This window comes from Erysipelothrix piscisicarius, assembly GCF_003931795.1.
Classification (GTDB): Bacteria; Bacillota_I; Bacilli_A; order Erysipelotrichales; family Erysipelotrichaceae; genus Erysipelothrix; species Erysipelothrix piscisicarius.
Genome location: NZ_CP034234.1, coordinates 130802 through 156115, shown reverse-complemented (window position 1 = coordinate 156115; position 25314 = coordinate 130802). Strand labels below are relative to the sequence as shown.

Annotated in this window: 28 protein-coding genes; 24 read left to right on the top strand and 4 right to left on the bottom strand. The window is 34.3% G+C overall.

Features of this window, described 5'->3' with window-relative positions; all coding sequences use genetic code 11:
- Nucleotides 1-68: 68 nt before the first annotated feature.
- Nucleotides 69-293: a hypothetical protein gene (locus tag EEI45_RS00730; RefSeq protein WP_125163752.1), complete on the top strand. Its 225-nt coding sequence runs from the start codon at nt 69-71 to the stop codon at nt 291-293.
- A complete protein-coding gene (locus tag EEI45_RS00725) occupies nt 244-669 on the top strand; it encodes a single-stranded DNA-binding protein (RefSeq protein ID WP_125163751.1) in 426 nt (141 codons plus the stop codon). Before EEI45_RS00730 ends, EEI45_RS00725 begins: the two co-directional genes overlap by 50 nt.
- Here EEI45_RS00725 and EEI45_RS10055 read toward each other — a convergent pair.
- Nucleotides 635-853, bottom strand: a complete 219-nt coding sequence (locus tag EEI45_RS10055; protein ID WP_407644013.1) for a phage NrS-1 polymerase family protein — start codon at nt 851-853, stop codon at nt 635-637. The genes EEI45_RS00725 and EEI45_RS10055 overlap by 35 nt on opposite strands.
- Before the next feature lie 529 nt (nt 854-1382).
- Between EEI45_RS10055 and EEI45_RS00720 the strand changes: the two genes are divergently transcribed.
- The 6 genes from EEI45_RS00720 to EEI45_RS00695 all read left to right on the top strand — a co-directional run bounded on the left by EEI45_RS00720 (nt 1383) and on the right by EEI45_RS00695 (nt 6264).
- On the top strand, nt 1383-1583 hold the full coding sequence (locus EEI45_RS00720) for a helix-turn-helix domain-containing protein (protein WP_125163750.1): 201 nt from the start codon (nt 1383-1385) through the stop codon (nt 1581-1583).
- A 40-nt stretch (nt 1584-1623) separates the two neighbouring features.
- A complete protein-coding gene (locus EEI45_RS00715; RefSeq protein WP_125163749.1) occupies nt 1624-2472 on the top strand; it encodes a DNA-methyltransferase in 849 nt (282 codons plus the stop codon).
- Nucleotides 2453-2779 (top strand): hypothetical protein, encoded by a 327-nt coding sequence (locus EEI45_RS00710; protein ID WP_164503742.1) that lies wholly within the window; start codon nt 2453-2455, stop codon nt 2777-2779. Before EEI45_RS00715 ends, EEI45_RS00710 begins: the two co-directional genes overlap by 20 nt.
- A complete protein-coding gene (locus EEI45_RS00705; protein ID WP_125163747.1) occupies nt 2758-4941 on the top strand; it encodes an N-6 DNA methylase in 2184 nt (727 codons plus the stop codon). The genes EEI45_RS00710 and EEI45_RS00705 overlap by 22 nt, the downstream gene beginning before the upstream one ends.
- Complete coding sequence (locus tag EEI45_RS00700; RefSeq protein ID WP_125163746.1) at nt 4925-5233, top strand: hypothetical protein; 309 nt, start codon at nt 4925-4927, stop codon at nt 5231-5233. Before EEI45_RS00705 ends, EEI45_RS00700 begins: the two co-directional genes overlap by 17 nt.
- Nucleotides 5234-5784: 551 nt before the next feature.
- Nucleotides 5785-6264: a hypothetical protein gene (locus tag EEI45_RS00695; protein ID WP_125163745.1), complete on the top strand. Its 480-nt coding sequence runs from the start codon at nt 5785-5787 to the stop codon at nt 6262-6264.
- Between the two features lie 195 nt (nt 6265-6459).
- Here EEI45_RS00695 and EEI45_RS08790 read toward each other — a convergent pair whose 3' ends face one another.
- Nucleotides 6460-6540: a DUF4314 domain-containing protein gene (locus tag EEI45_RS08790; protein WP_228410553.1), complete on the bottom strand. Its 81-nt coding sequence runs from the start codon at nt 6538-6540 to the stop codon at nt 6460-6462.
- A 536-nt stretch (nt 6541-7076) separates the two neighbouring features.
- Here EEI45_RS08790 and EEI45_RS10050 point away from each other — a divergent pair.
- The 6 genes from EEI45_RS10050 (at nt 7077) to EEI45_RS00650 (ending at nt 12048) form a co-directional block, all read left to right on the top strand.
- Nucleotides 7077-7340 (top strand): recombinase family protein, encoded by a 264-nt coding sequence (locus EEI45_RS10050; protein ID WP_125164892.1) that lies wholly within the window; start codon nt 7077-7079, stop codon nt 7338-7340.
- Between the two features lie 349 nt (nt 7341-7689).
- Entirely contained in the window at nt 7690-7914 is a 225-nt protein-coding gene (locus EEI45_RS00675; RefSeq protein ID WP_125163744.1) for a hypothetical protein, read from the top strand.
- An 84-nt stretch (nt 7915-7998) separates the two neighbouring features.
- Nucleotides 7999-8424 carry a hypothetical protein gene (locus EEI45_RS00670; protein ID WP_125163743.1) on the top strand — a complete coding sequence of 142 codons (426 nt, stop codon included), beginning with the start codon at nt 7999-8001 and terminating at the stop codon, nt 8422-8424.
- A 32-nt stretch (nt 8425-8456) separates the two neighbouring features.
- Entirely contained in the window at nt 8457-9395 is a 939-nt protein-coding gene (locus tag EEI45_RS00665; RefSeq protein WP_228410412.1) for a hypothetical protein, read from the top strand.
- A gap of 594 nt (nt 9396-9989) precedes the next feature.
- A complete protein-coding gene (locus tag EEI45_RS00660; protein WP_125163742.1) occupies nt 9990-10268 on the top strand; it encodes a hypothetical protein in 279 nt (92 codons plus the stop codon).
- 892 nt (nt 10269-11160) lie between these two features.
- The gene (locus EEI45_RS00650) at nt 11161-12048 is read left to right on the top strand and encodes a choline kinase family protein (protein ID WP_125163740.1); all 888 of its coding nucleotides are present in this window, start codon (nt 11161-11163) and stop codon (nt 12046-12048) included.
- 114 nt (nt 12049-12162) lie between these two features.
- On the opposite strand, the gene EEI45_RS00645 is transcribed toward EEI45_RS00650, so the two are convergent.
- Nucleotides 12163-12723 (bottom strand): TetR/AcrR family transcriptional regulator, encoded by a 561-nt coding sequence (locus EEI45_RS00645; protein ID WP_125163739.1) that lies wholly within the window; start codon nt 12721-12723, stop codon nt 12163-12165.
- 64 nt (nt 12724-12787) lie between these two features.
- Here EEI45_RS00645 and EEI45_RS09855 point away from each other — a divergent pair, with 64 nt between their 5' ends.
- The 5 genes from EEI45_RS09855 (at nt 12788) to EEI45_RS00630 (ending at nt 15795) form a co-directional block, all read left to right on the top strand.
- Nucleotides 12788-12913 (top strand): hypothetical protein, encoded by a 126-nt coding sequence (locus EEI45_RS09855; protein ID WP_267128130.1) that lies wholly within the window; start codon nt 12788-12790, stop codon nt 12911-12913.
- A gap of 24 nt (nt 12914-12937) precedes the next feature.
- Nucleotides 12938-13156 (top strand): hypothetical protein, encoded by a 219-nt coding sequence (locus EEI45_RS00640; RefSeq protein WP_125163738.1) that lies wholly within the window; start codon nt 12938-12940, stop codon nt 13154-13156.
- Nucleotides 13157-13195: 39 nt separating this feature from the next.
- Complete coding sequence (locus EEI45_RS00635) at nt 13196-13636, top strand: HXXEE domain-containing protein (protein ID WP_125163737.1); 441 nt, start codon at nt 13196-13198, stop codon at nt 13634-13636.
- A gap of 45 nt (nt 13637-13681) precedes the next feature.
- On the top strand, nt 13682-13831 hold the full coding sequence (locus EEI45_RS08510) for a hypothetical protein (RefSeq protein ID WP_164503741.1): 150 nt from the start codon (nt 13682-13684) through the stop codon (nt 13829-13831).
- Nucleotides 13832-14049: 218 nt separating this feature from the next.
- Nucleotides 14050-15795, top strand: coding sequence for a MucBP domain-containing protein (locus EEI45_RS00630; protein ID WP_125163736.1), 1746 nt, complete (start codon nt 14050-14052; stop codon nt 15793-15795).
- Nucleotides 15796-15910: 115 nt separating this feature from the next.
- Here EEI45_RS00630 and EEI45_RS00625 read toward each other — a convergent pair whose 3' ends face one another.
- A complete protein-coding gene (locus EEI45_RS00625; RefSeq protein WP_125163735.1) occupies nt 15911-17224 on the bottom strand; it encodes a helix-turn-helix domain-containing protein in 1314 nt (437 codons plus the stop codon).
- Nucleotides 17225-17392: 168 nt separating this feature from the next.
- On the opposite strand from EEI45_RS00625, the gene EEI45_RS00620 reads away from it, so the two are divergent.
- From EEI45_RS00620 to EEI45_RS00600, 5 genes are all read left to right on the top strand, one after another.
- A complete protein-coding gene (locus EEI45_RS00620; protein ID WP_125163734.1) occupies nt 17393-18841 on the top strand; it encodes a helix-turn-helix domain-containing protein in 1449 nt (482 codons plus the stop codon).
- Nucleotides 18842-18969: 128 nt separating this feature from the next.
- Nucleotides 18970-20094, top strand: coding sequence for a hypothetical protein (locus EEI45_RS08785; RefSeq protein WP_228410411.1), 1125 nt, complete (start codon nt 18970-18972; stop codon nt 20092-20094).
- A 290-nt stretch (nt 20095-20384) separates the two neighbouring features.
- Nucleotides 20385-22010 carry a hypothetical protein gene (locus EEI45_RS08780; RefSeq protein ID WP_228410410.1) on the top strand — a complete coding sequence of 542 codons (1626 nt, stop codon included), beginning with the start codon at nt 20385-20387 and terminating at the stop codon, nt 22008-22010.
- Nucleotides 22011-22503: 493 nt separating this feature from the next.
- Nucleotides 22504-23328, top strand: a complete 825-nt coding sequence (locus EEI45_RS00605) for a helix-turn-helix domain-containing protein (RefSeq protein WP_125163733.1) — start codon at nt 22504-22506, stop codon at nt 23326-23328.
- A 231-nt stretch (nt 23329-23559) separates the two neighbouring features.
- Nucleotides 23560-25311, top strand: a complete 1752-nt coding sequence (locus EEI45_RS00600; protein ID WP_228410409.1) for an EpsG family protein — start codon at nt 23560-23562, stop codon at nt 25309-25311.
- Nucleotides 25312-25314: the final 3 nt, after the last annotated feature.

Sequence of the window (25314 nt, the reverse complement as noted above, 5' to 3'; positions counted from 1 at the left end):
GCGGTTATTAAGGTCGTAATGTAGGGTTTGAAAACTTAAAAGTCATTAATGGTGTTGATATATACAATGTGATTTCAGCAAACCAGAACAAGAACCCTAATTCATTATCGATTAATGATGCAAAACTTGAAGTCATCACTCAAAACTATATCGATGCAAAGTTACCGTATGTCAAAGATTTTTTAAATGGTACATTAACTGAAGAAATGAAAAGGGAAATCGAACTTGCAATGATTAGTATTGATGAAAATATCGCAAAAGAAATATCAAAATTTATCCAAAAGTCAGAATAAAAGGAGACTAATATCAATAGCAAATAAAGTAATAATTACAGGAACAATCTATGGTGAAATGGTACAAAATGATGTAGGCAAAGAAGACAATAAAATGCTCGTGAACATTATTACTCGAAACGACTATCAAAACAGAGAGGGTAACTTTGAGAATACCTTTATAAGTTGTGTAGCATGGAATGAGACAGCATCATTTATACTAAGAAACTTCCAGTCTGGTGACCCTATAGAAATAATAGGAAGCATCATAAATGAAAGCTGGGAAAAAGACGGAATTAAGCATTATAAAGATCGTGTACCCATCCGAAAAGTTAGCTTCGTTCCAAAACAATATATAAAAGTTAAAGAAAACGAAGAGGAAATATTTGAGAGTTAAATGTCAAAAATTTAATACTGCAAAATAACACACCTTTAGGAGCGTTCGAGATAAGCACAGGTGTGTAGAATTCCTTCTTATCTTTAAGTGATTTCAGAATAGTGACCTTGCCATAAGTATCTCTACCACGCATAGAGTCCCACTTTTCACGGAACAAGCATGATCTACGGAATAGACGGTCAATCTGCTATGCATTTCCATTGCTGTAAAATCTCAATATTGAACACAAGTCCACGTCTGCTTTGCTTGGAGAAGAATAGTTACAAAAAAAACAGCCCAGAGTTTGTGGAATTTCTCATCATTTTGAGCATCCATCGCTTTGTGTAAAACCTCATCATCGGTTAGTAAGTTGGAACGGGTGGGATCTCGATACAGGTGGTGATTTTGGCAGTTTACGCATGAGATAATTCTCAATCAGCCGGTTCGTAACATCGTTGTTTTCAACCACATCACCTTTCTTCACATGGTGAATGGCTGGATTGAAGACTATTTTGGTTGAAGCAAGAATGATTATCCGCAAACCTGTTCCACTTGGGGTAATCTCGATATATGAATTTGGAAAGTGCTCCACAATCCGGTGCGCCGTACTATTGAACTTTTCTTGATTGACACGGTGGTCAAGCTCTAATTCGTAAGATGTTGCGAATCTATGTAGAGAAAATGAGCCACGGATGTTATAATATAAGAACTTAAAAGTAATGGAGGCTTATAATATGGGACTTTCTTATGACAAGTTATGGAAACTGCTCATAGATAAAAAAATGAGTGCTGCAGACTTGCGTAAAGCAATTAATGTAGCACCTAATACAATGACAAAAATGCGACAAGATCAAATTGTGAGTCTTGCCGTTTTAATGAAGATTTGTGATGAACTTGATTGTGACTTTGGAGACATTGTTTCATATATTCAATAGTAAAAATCATAAAGATATATAATCGTGAAGGAAAAAGCATATGAAAAATAGATTTATTAATTCAATAACTGAAGGTGACACACTTGAAGTAATGAAGAAGATTCCCGATTCTTCTGTTGACATGCTTTTAGTAGATTTGCCATATGGAACAACCCAAAATAAATGGGATAGCTTAATTCCATTGGATGAATTGTGGAATGAGTATCATCGTATTGTAAAAATTAATGGAGCAATGGTATTTACTGCATCAGGATTATTTTCAGCACAATTGATGCTGTCTAATCCTAAAGAATATAAGTATAAGATTATTTGGGAAAAATCAAAAGCTACTAATTTTCTAAATGCTAAAAAACAGCCCCTTAGAAAGTTTGAAGAAATTTTGGTTTTTTACAGAAAGCAGCCAACATATAATCCACAAATGAGAGATGGAGAGGCCTATGATAAAGGTATTAGGAAGAACCAATTAACTGGGTCTTATGGCGATTTTCAGCCGATTCACGTTAAAAGTGATGGTAAAAGATATCCGGTTGATATTGTTTATTTTAAAACGGCGGAGTCCGAAGGTGAAGTAATTCATCCAACTCAAAAGCCTGTTGAGTTAGGGCGTTATCTTATCAGAACGTATTCCGATCCAGGGGATGTAGTCTTAGACAATACATCGGGTAGTGGCTCATTCCTTGTTGCAGCTATTGAAGAGGGGAGAAATTTTATTGGAATAGAAAAGAATGAACATTCTAAGTTATTTAAAAATAAGGACATTGACTATATTAACACCTCTAAAGCAAGGATTAAAACAGCGTATAATAATTTATCTGATGAAGAAAAAGCTTTAATTATTAAACAAAACATTTTTGAGGAGTGTGATGATAATGCCACAATTAAAAGCTAATGAACGAAGTGAAGCAATAGACTTAATCAAGGAATCACAACGTATTTTTGCTAAGAATGATTTTGTTTTCAAAGAAGCATCGGGAGAACAATCATTAAGCCGTTCGGGGACCTTTGACCAACGTGCTAATACACTGTTTCCTGATGTATTATATTATGTGGATAAAAGACAGAATAAAGTTGCTTTGGGTTGGGAATTGAAAATGCCTGATACAGTCATTAATGACCCGAACTTTATAGCAATGCTGTCGACAAGGCAAATAGACTCAAAACGAATGCCTTTGTTTTGTGGAATTTTAAGCAAGTAATTGTTTATTACCGAGAACAAGATGGAAAATGGGTTGAAAGTAAGGCATGGAATGATTTATTTGATAATCGTACGCGTGAAGAAGTAATTCAACATCGAGAAAAATGGCAAAAACTTCTTCTTAATGTGATTGTACATCTTAATAGTTTGTTTATTGAACAAGTTATTACCACTGTTCCTGTTTTAGCTTCAGCAGAAAGTATAGCTGAAGATATTGCTGAAAAATTTTCAGATGAATTAGCTGACTTTTATTTAGGACTAGGAGATAGGACACTAGAAGTTTTTATCAAAAGGTGGTTTGAAACAGAATTGCTAGAGTTTAGTTCTAAAAAAGGAACCAATGTTAGTTTAAAAGAAAAAACTAAAATTTACTCAAAAAATATATTAATTAATTGGATAAATAGAATTACCTTCAGCAATTTTATTAAGGATAGGCATAATGTTGTCAATGACGCTCTAAATTATTTACTTGACGAGAGTCGTTCGTTTGATGAAATTGCTAAACAATTCAATTTAGCTACTAAGACTTCAGATTTCTATACAATTTTGCACTGCGATAATCAAGATGTTATTTTGTCCGATAATGCCCAATTAGTTATAAGGGAGTATGCTTCATTTTTAGAGAAAAAACAATTTAACAATATAGACCAAAAAGAATTTCAGACAACTTTAGAAAGTATAGTCGAAGTCTCTAAACGAGAATTAATGGGACTATATACAACACCTAAGAAACTCGCTTCTTTGCTGGTTAAATCATCTGTTTCAAATTTAAATTCCTATTTCATTGATCCTTGTGTTGGTTCGGGTACGATTGTTAATGTTGCAATGTCACTATATGAGAATGCCAAAGGAATTAAAAAGGCACACAATCAAGTTTGGGCAGCCGATAAATACAAGATGCCTCTTCAAGTTGCTAATATCTCGATGTCGTCCAAAGAGAGTCTAAATTTACCCAATGTTATATTTCAAAAGGACTTACTTAGTTTATCGTCATTAAAAAGTGTAAAGATAGTCAATCCTGATGACGGCGAAACTGTCAATGTGAATGTTCCAGCGTTTGATTTTGTGGTTTCAAATCTCCCTTTTATAAGAAGCGAACGGATTGATGAAGCAGAAAAAGACAGAATGAAAGAAATTAATGAATATTTAAAACTTAAAAATATACCTATTCTCAACTTAAAGAATGATTGGTACGAGTTTGGAATTATAGCCATAGAAAGAATATTAAAGGATTCGGGTGTGGCTGCTGTAATCACATCAAATTCATGGTTAAAAACCAAAAAGAAAAAAAACTATATCCAGACATTATTTAAATTGTTTGAAGTAAAGAAAATTATTATTTCTGGTCAGGGAAGATGGTTCCAAAATGCTGATGTAGTTACTACGATTATCATATTGAGCAAATCAGAATCTAATAATAATAATGTTCAATTTATAAAAATAAATAAAGAACTGAATTCTTTATCCTCAAAAGAAATAGAGAATATTTCAGATTCAATTCTCATAGGTACTATAGATGATAATCTTAGTGCTGAAAATTATACTCAATCTGAGATTAACTCTTTCATACAAAACGGATTGTCATTAAACGTATTATTTAATGATATGTCTTGGTTCAAGAAAATTTTACCTAAAACAGTACCTATGAAAAATATTTTCGAAGGTAAAAGAGGTGTAAAGTCAACAAATGACGGTTTCTTTTATGATCCTGATTCATCTTATAATATTGAGCCACAGTATACCAGAGAGTTATTAAAGACTCCTACATCCGTAAACGGTTTTTATGCTCGTGCTGATGCTAAGGTTTTCTTCGTTAGAAAAACGAAGGAAGAATTAAATAAAATCTCTTCTGGAGCTTACAACTATATAAATAGATTTGAAAATCAACCAAAAACACAATCACAAATGCAATTGAATGTTTGGTATCAGTATCCAGAACCTGTATATGGGGATTTTGTAACTTCGTTGAACCCTGATCAAAGATTGTTTTGGTCAATGCTATCCGACAATATAATCGTTAACCAAAGACTCACGGTGTTTAAGGTCATAGATGACGATAATGTAGACAAACAGTTGCTGCATGCGTTGCTAAATAGTTATTTTGGTCAATTTATGATTAGCCACAGGGTTTGGAAGAGGTCTAGGGGTGCTAGATACAACTAAAGATGGCATATTAGACAGCATCATGTTGAATCATAGTTTGTTAGATGAAAAATCTAAAAAAATAATAATTAATGAATGGGAAAAAATATCTCATAAACAAGTTCCAAGTATATTAAATCAGCTGCATGATAAAGACTGGTTAAATTATAATCGTATCGTATTACAGCAATTTGGATTAGAGGATGTTTTACCAGAATTGGTATCAACTTTCGAGTCAGCAGTACGGTTGCGTGCACAGGTATCAAAAATAACAACAAAGTGGGTTACCAAGGAAGGCGTAGACAATGAATAGTGATGAAATCGAAAAAGCAGAATTATTGAAAAAAGCTAAGATGTTTTGGCAGATATAACAGGGACTTGAAAACGAATTATTGTCCATGAGAGATAGCATTCATTTTAGCGAAGATAATCTTCAAGTGTACTCAGTAGATTGATCTAGTCTAATGTTGGGAGCAAATGTTGAATTTGAATCCGTAATGAAAGAGATTTACCTGTGGGACAATTCTGATACTAGTAGCAATAACTTAATTGGTGATGCCTTTAAGTATATCGATAATAATTATCAGTTATCAGAAAAGGTTCTCTATTTGAATTTTTAGTATTTCTTTTTTGATGACGAGGAAAGACTGACTCTTATTCCATTAGAATTTAAGCAGGATTCAAAGAATTTAACCAAGATTTACAATGCAATCAAGCACGACAGAGTAAACAACTTGAAAAAAGCAACTCTTTAGGTAGCTGTAAACATCTTAGGTTGTGCTTTTGCTAGTGAATTTGTATTTTGGATACAAGTTTTATCCAACCTTGCATTTATACTATGACTCACGTACTGGTAGAGGCAGGTTGAAAAGTAATCCTTTCAAACCTAAAGAACTGGAAATAGAACCAATTATTTATTCAGTTTTAGCTGATGAATCTAGAATTACTGAAATCAAGAACGAGTTGTCACGTTCAACATTTCTGGAGTGGATTAAACCATCTTCTTCAATACTAGAAGGAAATATGATGGTGGAAATGAAACACAATGTTAAATCAATCAATGAAAGTCATATTTTTAAAAATCAAAATAACTTTGTCGAATCGGTTTTTCCCGAGTTTAAAGAAAGTGACAATATTAGAGAACGGTTTAGTCAAGATATTCTCATGTCGTCTGCATCGTTGATACATCTTAGAACAGTCCCTTATTTAAACGATATCAACATGATTGAAGATATCAGGGCATATATTAATGAATTTTATAAACTAAACGAAAATAAGAACAGACCTGTGATAACCAATTCTGACTGTCGCAGGTCTTTTATTTGTTGGTTAGAAAACACATGAGTAAAGATTGTTTGCAAGTTATGATTTTTGTTCCCTCTGACAGTCCTTCCTACACTGCTCGTAGGCGGCGATGAGGGCGTCTTCCAAACACCAAACCGGAGTCTTCACGGTCGGTGTTATGAGCCTTCAGGTCACCGCGTTCTGGCAACTGTACGATATGTTTCTTTGCAATTTTTAAAATCTTATGTTTATCTATCATTTTTGTTCACCTCCAATAATGCGCACCACATCCTCGCCGTAAATGGCGTTCAGTGTTGAACCGTTGTCCCATCGCACAAAATTTCATCAAAGCCTGTTACTGTGCCTTGTGTGCCTTCGTTGGGGCATTTGTGTCATTCATCTTGATGAGTTCCTCACGACTCCCTTTCGGGTAGCGTTTTTTGACGCTCTCTATTTGTTTTTGAGTTGGAAACATAATTCTGTCCTCCATATTCTTTTGGTAGTCTGTATATCACTCTAAAGGGCTTTAATAGCAAGTGATTGTAACATAAAAAAACACAACGACTGCCAATTGTGGAGTCGCTGTGTTCGCTCGTTTTAGGACTGTTCAGGAAAATTCCTAAGGGAAGTCCCCTTTAAGGGTGCGTTTTGTATTTTCTGTATTCAACAAAAAACGATAGACTTTTACAAAGTCTGATATGATTACTCTACTAGCTAGTTGTGTGGGGCGCTCCTACTTGTAATAGAAGGAGTAGGAAATCATAATGATAAATAAAAAAAGATGTGTGGCTGTATATTGTAGAGTTAGTTCTGACGATCAGGCAGAAAACGGATATAATTTAAGAGAACAAGAAAGACGGATAGACTAATATATTAATGCTTTTTCGGATGAATTTACGGAAGAGGTAGTCAAGTATATTGATGATGGTTTTTCAGCTAAAGATTTAAAACGTAGAGAAATGAATATGCTGTTACAAGATATTCAAGATGGATTAATTGGTAAGGTTGTAATCCATAATTTAGATCGACTAACAAGAAGTATGAAAGATTTAATCGTATTAATAGAACTTTTTGAAAAACATGATGTGCAATTATACAGTCTTAAAGAAAAAATAGATACTAAGACTGGGAACTAGGTCAGTTCCTTTTTACTTACCGAAGGTAAAGAGGTTGTTTTTATTTGCTTATTGGTTTAGTGAACCATTGTAGTTTAACTTGGATAAATAGGATCATCGAGCTTCAATATGCCATCATATTAAATTATGATGTTTTTTTTTATAAGATTTCAAATAAGATTGATTTGGTTAAAGAACAATAGTTCTAGATGAGAAACTATAATTGAAATATTATCGAGTATCGTCGCGTATTGGGGTTTTAATTTTAAACATTACGACCGTAAGATGAACTTTGATTAAGCGGAAAAGGAAGCTCTTGAAAATCAATTGTAGGTTTGCTACTATTTTTTTATCAAAAGGGGGGATTATTATGAAAGTTATGAGAATTACGAGTTTATTTGTTCTTATTTGTATTATGATGGTAGCGTTTAAACAGGTAACAGGAGCAAATTATGATAATGATACAGTGGGAAAGATTCAAAAATTATCGACTGTTATGGGCACCTCTGCGGAAGAAATGGAGCATCATCTGATTGATGCAGCACTTGAAAATAATTTGGAACTAGAAGCGATGGTTGATGAGTTTTATGAGTAAGTTATTGATTCAGGAGCACTGGGAAATCAATCACAAATCGCAAGAACGAAACGATCCACTCCCAGTGCTAAGTCGGGTTATTTGTTGCCGCCCGCTTCACTTGGTAATGCATATTTTATTCAAGCTGTGAGTTCAGGTTGGAGTCATGGTCATGTTGGTTTTTTTGGAGATTCTGACACAATTATAGAAGCGCCTGGTGGTGGTAAACTTTCACGAAAAACAAGTCGAAAAGAAATCGGTCTTGTTGTCAATTTATATGATTCATATTTAGAATTTGTCGGTTCAATAGATGCAAAAAGAGGTGCACTTATAGGAGCCGAACGTTTAGTGAATTTACCCTATAACAGTAGTATAAATAATAAAAAATGTTGGGATGGCGTTGTGAATTGCTCGCAGTTAGTTTGGTGTGCGTACCAATGGCCAGGTTACGATGTTGACTCAAATGGTGGAAAGTTCGTTGCACTAAAAGATATCTTAAATAGTAGTTATTTTGAAAGAACACGGTACTAGATACCATGAAAAAATTATCTTACTGTATTCTAATGATATTACTTATTGCAGGCTGTTCTTCAACACCTTCCACAAATGCACTTAAAGATACTAAAACAATAGTATTAGGGAACGATACTTTTCATAGCGCAAAATCACCAGAATTTCTAAACTTATTGAATCACACGGAGTTTAAGTTTCTCGATAAGAGTGGGCATGTTCTAGGCTCGAAAAAATATCGCGGAAATTTTTATAAATTAAAAATTGATAATAATTTTTACTATCTGATATCATCCGATAAATTTATAAAGGGAAAATTATCGAACCAAGACGAAAAAGTATACAACTTCGAACCCTCTTTGAATGCGATTGATTCACAGGTATATCTTTATGAAGAAAATTTGTATTTCATTGATAACCAAGGCTTTAGATCGGAACCTACAAATTATTTGACATCAATATATAAGAACAACGAGAAACTTTTCGATATTGAGGATGAACAAGCAACTTCTCTTGTAGTGATTGGTTCTGATGTTTATGTACTTACGGAAAATAACCATAATCAAAAACATTCTGAACGTGGAATTAAACGAAAGCTCTACAGATATAATATTGAAAATAAAATGATTGAGAAGATGTCTGAAACATTGGAATCAAGCCACTATACCTCACAACTCATCACGGATTCAGAAAAACTATATCTTTATTTGTATATAGCGGATAATGTCCCAATCCCAGATAGTATTGGCTCAATAGAAGACCGGCTTCTTGTAATTGATAAGGATTTGAATGTTGAGTCGATCTCAGATTTTAAGCGATTTGGACCATCCTTCACAAGTGATGTACAAAATTCTATCATCAATAACAAGCTCTACATTAAAAGTGAGCGTCACGAACTTCGAATGATTGATTTAAATACTATGGAGCGTCGGGATCTTAAACTTGAGCCAATAAGTGATACCGCACAGTATCATTATTGGTCTCAGTATTGATATGATTCGAGTAAAGAAAATCTTGTTCTATTTGGGAACTTTGAATCCAAGCCAAACTACACACAGTATGTCTACGATTTGAAAAGTGGTGGACTGATTGAAACGATTGAATGTCCTGATGTGAGTGCGTTGTATCGATCGAGTAGCAACTAGGAAATCAAATCAAACATCATGAGTATTTATAATCTATTGAATTTACTTAGTAAAAGGAATTGAACAAATCTATTGAATGTGATATTTTTATCCTATAAGAAATAATTAGTTATACAGTGAAGGATGTATACACTGTTCAAATAATTTTTTGGGGGAGGAGACGCATAAAATTAGTATTATCGATTTTATGCTTTTTTTGTGTTCAAAATATTGTAAAAATCAATTCGTAAAGTTTAATAAAAAGTAATAATAAAAATTGTTAGACAACATTGTCGTTACATTAGACTCAGAATAGAAAGAAGTTTAAAATGAAAAAAATAATCTTGTTTATTCTCACTATCGCAATCATCTACAGTATTTTTACGGTTAAGTTGATATAAAATGATAACCATCTTTTATACATGTTTATATTTATTCTTGTATCAATTTAGTGGGGTTGATATGAAGTACTATATTTTTCTAGGAATCTCAATAATTGTTGTTACTAAAGGACTGAATGGATTTAAGTTTGTGCCATTAAAATATTTGAAGATATTTGAAATAAAGTATTCATTCCAAAATTTACTTGAACTGTTTGCATGCATTATTTTTTTTGGATATTATTACATCAAAGTTGGTATTCTCATGAAGGTAGACTCTATCATTACGTTACCTTCGTTAATTATTTTTTTCTATTTTTCAAGCTTTATTACAGAGTGTGAAAAAGATAATCATGTATAGCGTTATAGTTGTTCTTTTCTCAATGATTATAGGACTAGAAATAATTTCAATAATTCTTGAAAAGAGTATAAACTTTAAATATGTGGAAAAATATGATATTTATGAAATTTTGAGTGGTTTTATTGATAAATATCAGGGTCCAAGCTTTATGATAGAAACCGATAGTAAGACTTTTTCATACTCATATCTCCAGAATAAGATTTATATTGAGAACCGAAAACTCGCGGGGTCCAAGTACATTAAGGGAGTACATGAAATTTCACATGCAGTTGATTCACACACTAAAATAACGAGTACCATTTTTGTCATGATGCCACACATAAAAATAGCACGTTGGATTTTAATTGGAATAATCATGATATCAAATAGTGTGGAGAGCATACAAACTACGCCATTTATTTCTTTGTATATGGCTCTTAGTATTTTATCTGTTTTCAACCTTATCTATATAGAGTCAAAAGCTAATATTCTTGTAAAGTCCTTTAATAATCTTGGTGTGGATTTTTGTGTTATGACATATATATGGATATCCTTCTTTCTCCAAATTATATGGAGCGTGTTTTTCATAATACTACCGATTATTATTATCAAAATTCTAAGTTTATTATAGTTTCATTTCGCATTTGGATGTAATGTTTTTAAGTAAGAATGTTTGTAAACAATAGATATATTTAAACGACAAACAGTATTTTATGATTTGAATAATGATGGACTGATTGAAACGATAGAATGTCCTAATGTGAGTGCGTTGTATCGGTCTAGTTCCATCGAATTATCAGAGTAGAGGATTTGTATCGAATCAGTACATATATTGCTTAATTCATGCCTAAAAGCGTTCTTTTATGTAAAGTTTATTATATAATAAAGAGACTAAGTAACAGGAGCGTTACAGATGGCAGAAATCATCACGAATTACATGCAAAACATTGCGAAAACTCTAAAATGTGACTTTGACGCAATATTAAATTTCACCCCTCTATTTGGTGGGCTAACCAACCATTCATATACCTTTGAAGTCGATGGTATTAAATATGTTTATCGAGAACCCGGTGTTGAAACCGACGCCTATATAAATCGAAAAAGTGAGTTCTATGCTCAATTGAAAGCGAAAGAACTCGGCTTAGATAACAGTCTTGTATTTATGGATCAAACTGAGGGCTGGAAGATATCGAATTATATTGAAAATGCGCGCTATTTTGATTATATGAGCGAAGCAGATGTTAAGGTTGCGATTGAGAAAGTACGTTACCTTCATGATGCAAACATTCAAGGCGAATGGGAGTTTGATTTATTTCAAAAAATTAAAGACTTTAAGCAAGAAATTGGTGATGTTGGTCGTTCCCATTTCTCGGATTATGATGATTTAAGTGAACGCGTAGAGCGCATTTATGAGTGTGTTTCACGCGAAGGTTATGCAAAGACGCTTTGTCACAATGATATTTACACGACTAATATTCTTTTCCAAGATGATAATTTTTATTTAATAGACTGGGAGTTCGCAATGGGTGCTGATCCAGCTGTTGATCTTGCGACCTTTATTGTTTGTTCACCGTATGATTACCCAACGATTCTAAAGGTTCTTGATCAATATGCAGGTGGAACAATGTGTGCAGCGGACAAACATCATTTTATCGGAACTTTTGCGGTTACAGGATTCTATTGGATGAATTGGGCAATTTTCCAAGAACATAACGGTACAGATGTCGGTGATTTCTTTGAAAATTATGCAATGTACACTCGACTGTTTGTAGAACAAGCAGAACAATTTTATAACCTATAATAAAAAATCAGTTTAGACTGTTCCCTTTTCACTGCGGAGCAAATAAACTGATTTTTTTAATGCGTGTATTTGAAAAAATGATCATAATAAGCAATCGAGACACTCCCAATTTCCTTAATTGCTTTCAGGATGAATAACTTTTAAATGAAGACCATTTAAAAATTCAATATATACCGTAGACATTTCATGCGCGGATTCAAGAGCGCCATTTTTTAACCATTGAATGGTCATGTTAAACATTGCTCCCGATAAAAAATAGAGACTATAACGTTCTACAGAATGACTTGGCATGTCACCTAAAATGTCTTCGACAAATCGATTTAATTCTTCTAAGATTAGGGTCCCGAATCCATTTTCATAAAGAGATAGAATATAATGCTTCTGCTTTAAGTAATGTTCAAGACTTGTTGTTAGCTTTTCGTGAATAAATAGATCGTCAATACGATCCGTGAAGTGAATTTTTTCCGTGACTTCTTGGCGTTGTCGCTCCATATAAGATTCAATGACGGCTTCTTTATTTTCGAAATTTCTATAATAAGAAGCACGTGCTACATTTGCTTCATTCACAATATCTGATACGGTTATTTCCGAAAACTTTTTTCGTTTAAGTAAAACAAATAGAGCCTCTTCAATATTTTTTCGAACTCTTTTATTTTCTAAGAATCGTTTATCCATAAAAACCTCCTTTAAAATTTTAGACAATATGTGGAAAAAACTCGCGTTTGATTTAGACAAGCCGATGAAAGTTTCGCATTGTCAAATGGCTGTCTATTGGCCAGCAGGTGTTCCAGACGATATTGTTAGCGGTCATTCCTTGCATTTAGCGATGGAGTTTTATGAAGGGATCAAATTGGCCACAAAATAAAGAAGCAAATCAAAGGAGATAATGATGACAAAATTTAATGAAAACAGTACGCTCGAAGAAGTGCTTACCAATGAAGAAGGTCTTGAAATTGCTACAAAACATTTAGGTTCGTTACTTGAACGCCCTGTAATTAAGCAATTTAAGCATAAGACACTTGCAGAGGTGGAAACAATGATTCCTGTTCCTGCATTTAAAAAGAAAGTGTCAAGTTTAATTGAAGAGCTAACAGAAAATCAGAAGTAGTGTAATTCTAAAATAAACTAAAGAAAGGCAAATCATAAAATGAAATTTTTAAGAAGAAATTGGGACTCAGTCGGATTGTTTTTTTGGCTGGTTGCCGCAATAACATTATTCTTTATTTGGAACGATATTACAGTCGTTCAAAGACTCTTGTTAATGAACTTTATTACAATGACTGTTCATCAATTTGAAGAGTTTGGATTCCCAGGGGGAATGCCAATACTTCTTAATGTAGAGAAAATGAAGAGTGAAAATCCAGAACGATATCCACAAAATCAAAACTCTGTGATGATTGGGAATATGATTACATCATATATCTTTTATCTCCTTCCTGTATTTTTCCCAAATCATATTTGGTTTGGCCTTGGAGGAGTTCTTGTTGGATTAACACAAGTTCCTGTTCATGTGGGAGTTGCGAAGATGTTGAAGAGTTTCTATGCACCGGGTAACTTTGCGTTATTACTTGGACATGTTCCAATTTGAATTTACTTTATCTACTATGGCGTTACAAATAGTTTATTTAGTGGATTGGATTGGGCTTTAGGAATCGGAGTAATGCTCTTTGTTTCATTTGTAGTTGTAGCGCTTCTTGGTTATAAAGTGCTTGCAGATAAGAACTCACCGTATCCATTCTCGAAGGAAGAAATGAACCGTCCTTGGATGATTAACCAAATTTAGTATGCTAAAGATCACGGGGGGATTAAAATAATTCCCCAAAAATGATATTGAACCCTTTACTCTAAGTAAGTGAAGGGTTTTTTATTTTTTTAATACAAGCGTTTATTGCTTTTGGGATATGCACGTATGCATAAGAGGTGCAACCTTTTTATTATGGGCTATAATCAAGTCGTTGGAGTATTGATGCATTCTAACGAATACACATATAAGGAGGCGCTATGAAAAAGTTCATAACGATTGTATTTTTAGGTGTTGTATTATCAATAACTCAGTTCAAGGCGATTGAAGCCCTTGATCCCTCTGTGTCAATTATTGGCATGACTGTAGAAGATCTGATTGAAGACCCCACATTAAGAAAAAATGTGGTAAAAGAAGCGATGATTAAAGATGAATCGACGCCGTTAACCGCTACTGCGATTAATCGTGTTACACGTATTTCCCCAACAGCTGAACAAGCGGCATCAATCGAATCATTGAAGGGTATCGAACACTTCAGTAATATTACATACATTAATCTCAATGCTGCGGGCAAATCCGCTAAGTTGGAGACGTTCCCGGAAGCGGTATTTACATTACCGAAGTTGGTTAGACTGAATGTTCAAGGGTATAAGCAAATGTTGGGACCCATTCCAGACCGATTTGATGAAATTCCTTTGCTTGAAGATTTTAGTGTTCAGTTAACGGGATCGGATAGTCCAAAATTCGAATTGCCAAAGTCACTGACGCGTCTGCCCCGACTTACAAATCTCGCAGTTGGAAATTCATTTGTTAAGGGGCCTACAAACATTCCAAATCGCGATGTGCTTAAGGAGTTTAATGTATATGGATTGAAGAGCGAGACGCTACCTGAAAATCTTTTTGAGGGTCCAAAATTAAAGGATGTGAATCTAATGCTTAATGAAATCACAAACCTAACGGATGAGGAGTATGAATTACTCCAAGATAACCTCATAAATTATAAGGTTCGAGACCAACAAAAAACATATAATTTTGAACAAGGGATTTCACAAGGGGATTTGGTGCATCTTTCTTCAGATAACCTTTATCAAAAATTAGTAAAGCATAATGAAACAACAAATTTTAAACTCTATAAAGTAGAAGGAAATGATTCGGCGTATATTTCGGATTTAGTGCTTGATGATCATGTGGATGACAAGGGAATTTATATTGATCAATCCATTAGCCAAATTCCTGGGCAATATCGCGCCGTATTGAATGTTGAGTCTGGACCCTTTAAAGGTTCACATTTAATTTTTAATTTTGAAATACTTCAAACACTCACACGAGAAGTTCGATTTATTTCTTCAAAGACTGGAGTGGAACTCAGTGATCCGATTAGGTTATCAGGATCCATTGGATCTTCGCAAGCGGTCCTTCTACCAAGCATTCGTGGCTATGCATCCACAATGTATGGAGCCTCAGAACTTATGTTTAATGATGAATCCATCCATTACGTTTCATTAGATCCGCTTAAAGTATCACTGACAATCCATTATGTTGATGTGTCTGGAAAAGAACTCGCTCAATCGGATGTCATTGAAGGAGATCATCATGATGTGATTGATTGGAATGATCTCAATCGTGCAGGCTATCAGTCATTGTTTGATGTCGCGTTGTTACCGAAAACATTTGAAGTTGAGATGGAACCGATAACGCTTCAATATCAGAAGGTGGACGAAGCAGTGATTGCGAAACCTGGAGACAAACCGTCTGAAGAGATAGACATTCCAAATGAAACAGAACCAGATAGCCCCAACCAACAGCACGACGATGTGGTGGTTGTGGATAAAAAAACCGAAGCGGTTAAGGTTGATTCAAAGAAGCCTGTGAAAGCGGTGCGTACTGAAGATCATCAAGAGACGTTACTGCCACCAACGGGCATACGACTGATTTTAAGTCAGATTGGAATTGTTTTTATTGTAATTGGGCTTTTCATTCGTAAGAAAAGCATTGCATCACGTTAGGGAATGTAAGTGTCGAAAAAGATACACAAATTAGGGTGGAGTAGTAAACTAAAAGTAGACAAGTCTTTTTTACTTGTCTACTTTTAGTTTACTACTCCATTCTAATCAGTCTTTTTTATGGTGCAACAAGATCAATTTTTCGATAAATCGCATTATAGATTTCCATAAAATCATATTGTCCGAGCAAGTCAGAAACTGTAATCAATTCATCAAAATTATGAAATTGACTGACATGGGCGGTTGATGTTGTAACGACAATATCGTAATGATCATAGGGATTATAGATTTGTAAGTTTTGAACGGTAAAGTGTTTACGAATTCCTAGGAGTAAAGATTGGTTGTGATTAATCCCCAAATCACTATAGATTCCAATTTTTAATATTGGATATTTTCGTAAATCATGGACGTGAGAATAAAGTTCAAACATGATTTCACCAGCATACTCACGAACATTAATTTTAAACTTGATTTGGAAATTATCGAGGTATTGTTCAAAGATGCCTGCGAAATAGGGATTGTTTCTTTTAAACTTCTGATAAAATAAATCAAAGCGATTGGAGAATCGATCAATTTTTTCAGGGAAAAGATACGCTTTAATGACAATAATCGTATATAAATCCAACAACTCTTTCAGTTTTAGTTTGCTTAAAATAAATCCATTTTCTTTTAAAAATTTTGTAATATGGGCATCAAAGTATTCTCGTGTTTCATCGAGAAAATTTGAAAGAATCAACATTTCTTTGGCAGTTTGATAATCATGACTGAGACGTTCCATAGAGTAAAATTTCTGGTTGATGCGAAGGTTACAGACATTAAGTGCACATTGGAGTATTTCGGTGGAATGAGCGGATAAGAAAATATCCGCTTCGTTAAACTGATTCCAAAATTTCGCATCAATAAAGATTTCAATCTTTGGCAGCACATCAGGCATATCCATAAGAATTAATATTTCCGCTATGAGAAAACAAAATGTAAATGAATTATAGGTAATCAGTGCATATTTTCGCGTTTTCGGATCATAGAAAATTTGACTGTTGTAGACCGTAAGATACATATTGATTTCTGATATTTGTTTGCGAATATAGGATTCGCTATATTGAAGCGAATCTACAAGATCGTATAAGGTACAGTAAGGATTTAAAAAAATATGAATAAGTAGGTTAATGGAAAACTCAGACTGGAGTAAGTCGGTCTTAAAATCAATTAAATCACACATCGCATAATTACGCATCGAGAGCTGAGTCTTATCGGTTGTTAGTTCAAGATAAGATCCCCATTCATTAATTAAAAAATCAATATCATCGTATATGGTAGTACGGCTGCATTGATTTATGTTTTGAATCTCGGAGATATAAATCGACTTCGAATAGGTTAAAGCTTCCATTATCAGCAACAAACGTTGTGTTTTATAACTTACAAGTTGTTTCAAAGAACTACTTCCCATTATTAATCGTATTATAGCACAAATACCATAAAAGTGATTTATAAGCACTTTGAAGTTTGTGTGGAATATGAACTGCGTTTTAGGGGGGCATATCATTAAAATAATGATGTGTTTTGAAGGTATAATTGTAACGATATGATTGTGGAGGGGAATATGTGGACATTACTTAATACGACAGATAGAAATCATTATCGTGTTATTACATACTTAAACAGTGATGATAGGCCGCAAGCTTCGATTGCGGAGTTATCCAAACAATGCGGTTGTTCGGAAAAAACAATTTATAATTATTTAGACCAAATTGCCCAAGAATGGGAACCGGAACTGAAAATTCAAAATCTACATGGACGATACTACGTTGATCAGTACAATCAAAAACTTAACGACAAAATCTTACGAACATTTTTGTTAAGGGCGACTTCGATTTCATTATTTGTGGATATTTTCTTACATCCTAATACATCCAATGAACTCCGAATGGAACAATTTTTTATCAGTGAATCCACGTTTTATCGGTCACTTCGTGCGATAAACGCATCCTTTAAATCCAATGGAATTCAAATTCAACGCAATGGTTTTGCTCCTGTAAGCATTGTTTCAGATCAAGAACATTATATTCGTAAATTTGTAACATGTATGGTTTTGGAATTGTATGGATCGGAACATCTTGACTCAATCTTAAAAATGAATACGGAAGCCTGTACGGCCATGATTCAACACATCTTTCAGGCAAGAGGTATTTACTACGATCGATTAACCCTTGTTTTTAGTGTGACCTTATTTGCGGTATCAGAGTTAAGAGAACGTCAAGGTTATCACAGTAATCTCTGTCTAATGGAAAAAACATCCATCCAAGATGCATGTTTTGAACCCATCTTTAAAGACTATCGAGAATTTGATGCGCATATCTGTATTCAAAGTCTCTCAGAAGTGATGTATTATCATACACCAGTATTAAATCCAAGCATTATAGAGCCATATACACAGAAAATTCTGAACCATGTTATGGAAGCGACACAGAAGAATTTATCACCATCAACCCAAGCGTTTATTACAACGACGCATCAAACATTGCTCAATAATTATATGCTTTACCCGTTTAAAACATCGTTGTTTATCGATCGGATTGCAGAATTTATGAATGGGCTTGATAAGGAAAGACCCTGGCTCAAAAGTCATTTTTTAGGTGCGATCGAATCTGTGGAACCGGTGGTTCAACTTGATCCCAAACTATATTTAAATGATCTATTGTATTGGACCATTATGAATTGTCCAGAGATGCTTGAACTCATCCCCAGAAAAATATCAATTCTATTTTTCTCAGATTTGGGTGAACATCATGCAAGGTATCTTCAAAGTGATTTGTTTGGAAGATTTCAATTAAATACAACAGATTTTATTGTGACATGTTGTAGTGCTTGCGAAATCCAACATGATGCTTACGATATCATTGTTGGAAATGCTGTGCGATCAGAATACCCCCAAATCATCTTGGTGGATGATTACCCAACGCAAAATCAATATGTGATGATTTTAGAAGCATTATACACATGCCACCAAACCCTTAATATGCATGAAAATCATAATTTACAACCTAAGTAAGGTTGAGAATACAGCGTCTTATAACTCTGTTTGGGAGGCTAAAATCCAAAAAATACAATGCGATTGTAAATCTAGAATGTCTCGTTTTCATGACACCTTATATAATGATGAAACAAAGGAGTGTGATGATGAAAAAGAAATTGATGATTGCATTATCCAGCTTTTTATTACTTCTATCCATAGTTCCGTTAAGCGCTAATTTTGAGGCGTTTAACCTTGAAAGTCATGCAAGCATGACCTATGACACGTTCAATAGTGGTGAAAAAAACAGTATTGAATTGAAACTTAAGGCAACAGGAGCTCACACAACATTTACAAATCTAAAAATTGAGGTATTCATGCAAGATTTTGTGGAAATGGACATAACCTCTATTAAGAATGCGTTGGGTGATTTATATCACGTCAGTGCTACCAACACTGGACTTGAAATAACACGAGAAGTCTTTGAATCAGGTACATACCTTGAAGTTCCCTTAATTTTTAGCGTACCCAATGGTACAACCAAAACGACGGAAAATGTATCGTTTGAGATTAAGGTCTCAACGGATCAACGGACCAACCCAACCCTTAATTTAAAGACACAAGTGCAAGCGAGCAGTCCTTTAAAGATAACGAAAGCATATGAAGGATTAAAGAATCAGAAGTATCAGGGTTCTTTAGGACTTAGCCCAGGCATGGAAAGTGTGTGGGTTACCAAAGCACAAATTGATCGTCAACCACAAGGACAACTTTATATCAAAGCGGGAACGCAAATTAAGATTCAAGAAACGTATCATGAATCTTTAGAATACAAAGGCATGATTGAAGGACCCTCTCCAGATTTAGTCGATCTGGATACACGTACGTTAACGTGGTATTTTGATGCACCTTCATACCAAGAACAAGATCAAAACGAAACAACATTATTTTATGAAAATCTAAAGGTAAATTATCAAGAGAAACCGGGATCGTTAGATGAACCAGTGTCAGGTGTCGGTGTGACGTCACGACTTGAATTTATAAATGTGGATGATGTGACCCTGGACGATCAAGGGTATGCGGAAACCACATTATATCCATCTGAAAGTGAAACACCTGAGGTAGATGGGAATTGGTATGTTCCCGGACACTTTAGCCCGATTGATCCATTTGGTAAACACTCAACGGATTTTGAAGCACTGAATAAGCGCCCAACTGTATACCCTTGGGCAACATTAACCTACGCCCCATCAAATGACAGCTTTGGAACATGGGGCAGACGATCGTTATGTTGAGTACAAGTGGAACTACTATATTAATAAACATTTACGCTTAGAATCATTTAGCGCCCGGACGCTTTGATTATCGACCAACAACGGACTATGGGGATGCCACACCACTGCATGAACAACCAATCCTTCATGCTCATGTCTATGATGATCAAAAACAAATCATCGCAACATTTAAAGATCTAAGCCATGATCAAATTATTACCCGCGAAGAAATCTTAAAACAAAAGAATTTACCTGAAACAACTCAGATTGCGCATATTCAATACGATTTTGAGACCACTGTTCCAGGAATGATGATTGATGAACCCCTTCCACAAGAAAACAATGGACTTTCTCGTATGCCTACTTATACATTTGCCATCAAAGACACATGGCGTGAAGATGCGAAGGAAAACATTACGGAATTAAAAAATGAGATGGATATTGAAACGGCATTTCGTTATGGAAGCAGTACGGCTTTAGTTCGTGAACTTTATGATTTTAAAGACAATGCCGAAAATGATTACACCATTACCTTCCCAGATGGGCGTGTCAATGCGTGGTTCGAAGGATTTCACTTCCTTGCTGCTCCGCGTTGGGCAAATGTCACTGAAAATCATGAAGCATATCATCCAACAGTAACCAACAGTATTGAATTACTAGATCAATATAAAGGTCAAATTTATAAGGGATCGAATAAACTCAAGGTTCAAATAGTAAATGAGCCATCATCTGTTGGTGCAGTAAAGGATAACGTTCATTCAATTATTTATGTTCCGAAGAGTGTGCAGTTTAAAGATCTCAATCCACAAGGAAACATTCAATCGATTGAGCGACTTGCGCAACGTCGTGGGAACCATGATGTTTACCACATTACGTGGAATCTAAAACAACTTGCACCTTATGAATCCACCAGTCAAATTTTTGATGTGGATATCGCAGGCGATCTGCAAGATCTTAATTTTAAAATATTTACATTACTTGAAGCAAATGAGACCTTTGAAACCCTTGCGGTCTCCAATCCTACAATTCAAGATACATTGATGGTTGATTACGATCGTCATACAACGCAATCCGTTTTTGAATCAAAGCAAATGCTTCAAAGCCAAAATCATTATCAAATGATTTCAGATTATCAACTGGAAATCAAAAAGTGGGTCAAAAATGAACACGATGCACTTTACGATACCCGTGCCCATGTTGAATTAAACGATAAAATTGATTACAAAATTCAACTTAAAAACCGTACCGGAAAAGTGATTGATCAATTTGTACTCATGGATATTTTGCCAAATATTGGTGATCGCGGAATCACAGACTTTACGCAGCGTAACAGTGAATTTGATGTAAGTCTAAGTGGACCGATTGGCGTCGATGAATCGTTGTTTAATGTGTTCTATAGTACGACATCGAATCCAAGTCGTCAGGATTTAAATGATGTCCTTACAACGGAAGGATTTGATGTGATTGTAGATCAAAACACAGAGGAACCAAACTGGATGTTGGCATCAGATATCACAGACTGGAGCACAGTTCAAAGTTTTAAGATTGAATTAAAAGATCAACAACACCTTTCTGAACTTCAAGATTTCGAATTTACATTCCAATCACAAATTACCAATCCTGATGTGGTAGCTCGCATCTTGGAAGATTCACCAAGCCTTACGGCATGGAATTCATTTGCAGTGGCAATCAATGGTCATCCAGCCATCGAACCCTTAAAAGTTGCGGTTCATACTGGGATTTTAACCCCAGAAGACAATCCTTATAAACCTTACGAAGAAGAGCCTAAGGAAACACCGAAAGATACACCCAAAGAATCCGAGAAACCCAATACGACCCTTCCTAATACTGGAATTGCATCGTTAAAGACACCTTATCTCGCGATTGGAATAGGGAGTCTCTTTGTGTTCAAAGGTTATAAGAAACGTCGTAAATAAACAATAATGAGTAAAAACAAACAGATTGATTCTGTTTGTTTTTACTTTTACATACATGGTAGAATGGAGTTAATCGAGTGGAGGGAATGCAAATGGAATATCTATGGGTAATTACAAGTATCTGTTCTGTTTTGATTGTGTTGTTGAATCTCTTTAGGAGTTTAACGGGACGCATGAAACATTGGTAACTTTACTATTCTTTATCGTTTATCTTTCCAATCTTGTTTTTGTTGAGTGAATATTATTCTATCGTCCGCTTAGTGAATCATGATGATTTCGGTACGATAATGGATATAGCACCAACAATGTTTACGATTATCATGGGCTGTTGTCTCGTGGAGTTTATTCTCAATGGCATTGCGTTATATTTTTATGTCAAACACTATAATTTAAGAGAAAGCTACTCCTAAGTAGTTTTTTCTATGTCGCAACTAAAAGGTTCTAGGCTAAAAAACGGTACTGTGCTAGCATTTGGATAGAAGGAGTGGTGATTATGATAATAAACCAACAAATTAAATTCTACCGGACAGAACAAAAGATGAGTCAAGATATGTTAGCAGAAAAATTAAACATTTCACGGCAATCAATTTCCAAATGGGAACGAGGCGAAAGTCTTCCGTCTATTGATAATTTAGTCCGCCTTAGTGAAATACTTGGGATTCCCTTAGATGAATTGGTGAAGGGAAAAGAAACGTTTCCAATCCCCTTTAGTTTTGGTCAAAATAGATCGAAAGTCTTTTTCGTAATATTTGTTCTTTTGACGACACTTGTATGCTTTGTGGCCTATGCAATCAAGCCACATCTGCTTGTTGTTTTATTGACGTTTGGGTATTGTTATGGGATGGTGAGTTTGATTGGTTTTCGAAATTTCAAAGACTACTACAATTACTTTACCGTTTGGAATCAGGGCATTGAGGTATATGTAGGTACAAAACTGAAATTAACTGCTTCATTCCTAAGTTTTATGGGCAAACGTAAAACGAAACAAATTCCATATGATTCAATTGATTCGATCAAAATCTATTTTAATAATGAAGGGTATGATCCCGGCACGCACGAAGGATTAAATTATCGAAGAAGACAAACTGTTGTCGGAAGAGAAGCATTCTATCTGCTTCTTACAACAGATCGTAAAGAGACTTATACGTTAAACCTTGATCGTCTTTTTTATCCACAAAGCGATGAATACAAACATTTTTCCGCAATCATGAATTTTTTTGAAAAACACGGCGTAAGCGTTGTTGATACGTATGGGATCTTAGAAGCCATTACGGATGAGTATGATTTAATCGAAGCCGCATATCAAAAAGGACTGTAAGATTTAGCCTCACATGCTAATGGGCATAGAACTGGATTGTTTAATTCAAAGATACAATAAAAGTATTGCCTTTAATAATATGGTATTATATTATTGGTATTTAACGAGAATATTAGTTTTATTCTTAATCATTGATGAATATTAATCTAGCAGTTTAATGAATGTGAGGAGCTTATTGTGTATTATTTTAGTTTTATTTACTTATGTGCATTTTTATACTTTGGGAAACACTTGGACTCAAAGAAAAAATTTATAGTTGCTGCACTACCGTTTGTCTTAATTATCTTTTTAAGATTTGGTGTGGGTGCAGATTATTTTTCATATCAGACAATTTATGAGTCCATTGATCCTCATCGGATCAATGAATCGTTTGCAAGTTTACCAAAAATTGAGACTTTGTTTAAAGTATTGATGTTGGCAGGTCGTGCAGTCGGTATGAATTATCATGTCTTCTCAGGACTACTTTGTACAGGAATTCTTCTTGTAGCGTTACTTTGGATTAAAGACAGTTCTGATTATTTTGAAATGGCAACGTTACTTTATTTCTCAACATTTTTCTTATATTGGAATTTGGGTGCGTTACGACAAGTTATCGTTATTGTTGGAGCAATGTATGTCTACTTTAATCGAGATCGTAATTTCGATTGGAAAATTAAAGGATTAACAACAGCTCTATTGTTCTTCATACATGGAACTGCGTTAATAGTTCCAATTATTTACATAGCGACAAAAATTAAATGGAATTTTAAAATTTTCACTATAATATTTATATTGTTTCCATTAACACGTTTAGTATATACGCCAGCTTTCTTTTCTATTTTTGAAAATGTTCCTATTTTATCAAAATTTCTTCTTTATTCTGATGCAGAAAATATAAAAATCTTAAGTGTTCCTTTTTTATTGAGATTTTCAATTTTTGCAGTAACGATGCTTCATTACAATAAGCTAATCGAAAGTTACGAAAAACAAAAAAGTTTAATTGATTTTGTTATTCTAAATATGTTGTTATATTTCTATTTGCCATTTTCAAAAGTACTTGGAACTCGAGTGACTGTTTTTGGTTATTATGGAACAGTGGTTGTTATACCTATGATTTTAGGCCTCTATAAGGATAAAAAGCTATATAAGTTAGCCTTCGTTGCAATTCTAGGATTTAGTGGAATTCAGTTCTATAATGAGTTAACGAAACAGGTAAAACGCACTGGCTATGAATACTCATCAACTCGATTAAATTTTGAAACTATTTTCCAAAAAAACTATGCAAGTTTTAATAACATGTATGCTTTTGAGGTTCAAAATAGTGAATTAGTAAAAGTTAAAGTTAAAGATTATCAAAAACATAAAATGCGTACTGTTTATACTCAAGAAGCACTTTATGACCCAAATCTTGCTCACTTATCCGTAAAATTTCCAGATAGCAAAAAAGTGAAAAAAGGCGAAGATTATCTAACCTACGGTATTGTGAATGAAAAAGGACAAATCGTGGAATTGCCAACTGCGAAAAGCAGATTTAAAATTTATGGTCCTTTTGTTGAAGAAACGATTGGGGAACGGACTTTTACGAGTAAGCTCTATCGAAAAATAGGGAACCCATTGGTCATTGATTCTGAATTGGTTAGGACAGAAATAGAGAATAAGTTCTCTCAAGATTTAGAGAGAGAGTTCAAACATTTTCCGATGACTATCATTCATAAACACAAGGTAATAGAGAATAAAGAGTTGGATGCATACAATAAAAATACAGTTTGGCGTGGTGCTTCCTATAAGGACTTAATTTTCAATGATCGCTCTTACTACATGATTCAAACACCGTTTTCAAATTATTTTTCCATAGTTGACCAAAATGGTTCTATTCTTACCGATAAATTTTATTCGTCTATCACTCCTTTTGATTCAAATGGTATCGCGATTGGAACAACAAAATATTCGCGAGAATATATAGACTATGATGGAAATGTCATTTGGATGGAACTATATGAGTAAAGA